A 3,890-nucleotide genomic window follows, 5' to 3' on the forward strand; every position below is an offset into this window, starting at 1 on the left:
ATACCTTACCAGTCGGCTCGATCGTCTCGAAGGACATTTCGAGAGCTAACTCCAAAATATCGACGATTCGGGGCACTGGTGTCCAGGTTTTGCTACTCTTGCCCAAGCTACCACCAGATTGGTAAGTTTTGAGTGCTTTTAAAACATCGATCGGGTGAATGCGTCCTTTGCGTAAGTGTTCTTTACTATTGATGATTTTGGCGACTCGATCTAGATTTCGATTGGAAGTTTTACAGTAAGCTAATACCCCAATTTCAGTCAAAGAACCGAGATTTCGCAATAGGGCACCGATCGGCATCTCTTCAAACAACAATTGCCAAGCAGCAACATCCATTTTGCCTACGGGTGCAGCCATTTCATGAGTTAAGCGACCCTGCAAAATTGCCTCTGGAGTGCGATCGGGATTGCGTTTTAACCATTCATACCACCAGATCTGATTCAATGCTGCTGTCGGCGATACTAGCGGCAATTCATCCCAGCCATTTACCACCCATTTAAACAACAGATCGCGATCTTCGGTTTGCGGTTTGGCGTGGAACAATCGCAAGGCATCGCGGTTGGAAAAACCATACCGTTGTTGATATTTCAACAATTGATAAGCCAGTGCTTTGGTATCGCCTTGCAGCAACCAATTTTTACCAGCTTCGCGTACGACTTTACCAAAACCCCGCACGGATTTGGTATAACTCATCCACTCATAAAAGTGGCTGGCGGTGCGAATAACTTGGGGAAAGATTGCTTTAAATGCTTTTTTAGCAGCAGGAGATTCACCCATCGATAGTAATACTAACGCCCAAATCGGCGCACTGTTATTAATCGATCGACCATCAGAAGCATAGACGATTTCTTGTGCCACGCGATCGGGATCTTCGGCGATCGCTTTTTCCAAAACATCGACGAAATCATTAGTCAATTCCCATTTAGTCGCATAGTAGCTACCATTGCCAGTCCCAATTAACAAGCACCGTCGCAATGTGCGCCAGATTCCAGTCGCGAACATATAACCGCCGGATTTACCTTTAATCATTTCTGATTCGCGTCCGGGAATCGGTTGATTTTGGGGTGTATTTTGAGCTTGTTTGTTACCGAAAAAGAAATTGTAAACCATGATTTTTTATAAGCTCCTTCAGCCCGTGAGGGCGATAATGTGAAAATCCAGCAGAGTGGGATTTGCACCCACGTTTCCGGCGGGATAAGCGATAACCCTTATTCGTTCATCCTTTACAGGCAAAAAGTTGAAAAGGGATAATTAACTCAAGTTGCTCGCAACTTGGATTAATAACGGCGTCCTATCTATCTAGACGATCTGCTGTCGTTTACTAATTACTTAGGTAATTAGTAATACTCCCAAGGGGAATCGAACCCCTATTTTGGTGTAGAAAGCACCGCGTCCTAGCCTTTAGACGATGAGAGCAAATTGGATGTGGAAAGTAATAAATACTTTCACTGCCTCGCTAGGAATCGTTGGCGTAGCCTCTCCGACAGGAGACACCTAGAATGCACGATCCAAAATCGTGTGTGTTGCCAATTACACCACAAGGCATTGTGATTTCAGAAAGCAATCTTTTAAATGAGATCGCATGGAACCGATCGGACTCGAACCGATAACCGATCGCTTATCGAGCGATTGCTCTACCGTTGAGCTACGGTTCCAGATTTTCTAGACTTATGACCGATGAAAGTCATAATGAAACTGGTAGGAATCGAACCTACGACCTCCCGCTTAGAAGGCGATAACCCTTGTTCTACGTCCCCGAGAGGCAAAGGGTGAAGAAGGATGTTTTTAGGTGCTCTATCCACTGAACTACAGTTTCAGATTTACTAAATTTATGACTGATGAAAGTCATATTGGAATTGGTAGGAGTCGAACCTACGACCGGATGATTAAAATCGATAACCTTCGTTCTACGTCCCCTAGAGGCAAAAAGGCGAAGAAGGAGTCTTCATCTGCTCTACCACTGAGCTACAATTCCAGATTTACCAACTCCAAAAGTTGGACGGGATTGACGGGATTTGAACCCGCGACTTTCCGCTAGACAGGCGGACACTCTTACCACTGAGTTACAATCCCAAATTAGGTGGAGCAGGAATTGCACCTGCGGATGGTTGAACCACGATAATCCTCATCTGTCGTCCCTGACGGGTAAGTTAAGCGAAAAGGAATAAAATCAACTGCCTTACTACTTGGCGATCCACCTAGATGTATTGTGGTTGGGTAGCGAGGCGGGATTTACACCCGCATCTCCGGTGAGTCAGGGTATTATTGGTTTAAACGATAACCCTAATTCGATCGTCCCTTGCGGGTAAAGATGGTGCTTTGCAGTTAAGCTACTCACTACATATGTTTGAATTCGCTGCGGGCTATGTCTTCATCTTGAGTTGCTCCTGGGTGGTGGTGTTTGTTTCCATGTCCACAGAATAGCCTTGGAGATCGACCCGAAGCTAACTCGCGATCGCATCGCTAGAATACTTGCTAGCTTTGAATTTCAGACCTAGGGGAAAAGTTTTGACTAGGGGATACCCCGAACTATGCTACGGAATTCGATCGGGGTAACTTGTAGAATGATTTAGTTGATGAATAGACGATATCTAGACAGGGAGTCAGATCGGCGCAAATGCCAACAGAATTATGAGTACTCAGAAGTTGGCAACACAATATCAAACCGACGACAAACGGCTATCGATCGGCTGGATCGTGCGAATTCTGGCAATCTTAAGTATTCCAATCGCCTTCTTTGGGAACTGGTGTTGGAGTTATCTCACTAATAACCAGATTGCGCTCATCGCTCTAGATAGCAATAGTGGTAAATTTTTATGGTCGTCAGGGTTCGATAACGAACTGACTAGATCGATCGCTACCGAGCGAGATCGGGTCTTTGTATCGACTCTAGCCGCGACAAATAGATCGAACGATCTCGGCACAACAGAGCGGAAATACCAGTATCAAATTGTGGCATTCGCGGCTAAATCAGGTCAAAAACTCTGGTCGTTCGACCCTCCGAGCGTGAGTGGAGAGGAGTTGTCTGGAATGTCACGCTCCCCAATTCGAGCCAAGGGCGAGCGATTGTGGGTAAATACCGTATCCGATCGATTACCATCACAACAACCGATTCTAGCCCCAGGAACAAACGGACAATTGGTGAAGAAAACTCCTAATACTGCCAATATTCGTCAGGGACAGATCCTGGAAATCGATGCACGGACTGGTAAATTGAATCGATCGATCGATCGCAACTGGCACGTCCAACAGCTCGATCTCGATGGCATCACGATCGATAACTCCATTACTGCAATTCTCCGGTTTAATCCCGCTCTAGATGTTTCGCTCGAAGCATCCAACTCGGACACTGGCAAACAGCTTTGGAAAATTCCCGTGGCAGCGGCGGCTACTCAATCGACAGCAGTTGTCTTCAATCATTATCGACTATTCTCAACTCCTAAAACAATCTTTTTATTCGATAAAGCTACTAATAAGTTATCTGGATCTAGCTGGAAGCAGGGTCGATCTAAATTTCAAGTTACTTTGAAAACAACCTTAGATCCCATGCAGATATCATCAAAATATCGCCTTGCTAATGATGCAAGATTTCAGCCTGTCAGTAATTACCTGAGTGTGAATGATTCAACAGTTTATAGCCTCAATCGCGATCGGACGATTGGCGCATTTGATGCCCATACCGGAACGCGTCGGTGGGAAATCGAGTTGCCGCCGCACGATCGATGTCTATATCCTGCATCGATTACCGCCGCTCGATCGGGTCTTTATCTAGTGTGTATGCGATTTGAAAACGCTTACGTCGGAAAGATAACTACTACAAAATTTTCGCTCGATGGTACGATTGGCAAGAAAGTTTGGTTCGCTCGATATCCTTATCGATTAGAGATTAAGT

General features: G+C 45.4%; 2 protein-coding genes and 5 tRNA genes. 1 reads left to right on the plus strand and 6 read right to left on the minus strand.

What is annotated here, in order from left to right; all coding sequences use genetic code 11:
• The 6 genes from RMO35_RS18670 to RMO35_RS18695 form a co-directional block, all read right to left on the minus strand.
• A partial coding sequence (locus tag RMO35_RS18670) for a TROVE domain-containing protein (RefSeq protein ID WP_309743033.1) occupies window positions 1-1,108 on the minus strand: 1,108 nt, incomplete at its 3' end.
• 473 nt (window positions 1,109-1,581) lie between these two features.
• Window positions 1,582-1,653, minus strand: a tRNA-Ile gene (locus RMO35_RS18675).
• Window positions 1,654-1,688: 35 nt separating this feature from the next.
• Window positions 1,689-1,814 (minus strand) — tRNA-OTHER (locus RMO35_RS18680).
• 35 nt (window positions 1,815-1,849) lie between these two features.
• Window positions 1,850-1,973 (minus strand) — tRNA-OTHER (locus RMO35_RS18685).
• 25 nt (window positions 1,974-1,998) lie between these two features.
• Window positions 1,999-2,071: transfer RNA gene (locus RMO35_RS18690), tRNA-Asp, on the minus strand.
• Window positions 2,072-2,212: 141 nt separating this feature from the next.
• Window positions 2,213-2,338, minus strand: a tRNA-OTHER gene (locus tag RMO35_RS18695).
• A 291-nt stretch (window positions 2,339-2,629) separates the two neighbouring features.
• Here RMO35_RS18695 and RMO35_RS18700 point away from each other — a divergent pair.
• A partial coding sequence (locus RMO35_RS18700) for a PQQ-binding-like beta-propeller repeat protein (RefSeq protein WP_309743035.1) occupies window positions 2,630-3,890 on the plus strand: 1,261 nt, incomplete at its 3' end.

It is taken from the genome of Chamaesiphon sp. OTE_20_metabat_361 (genome assembly GCF_031364565.1).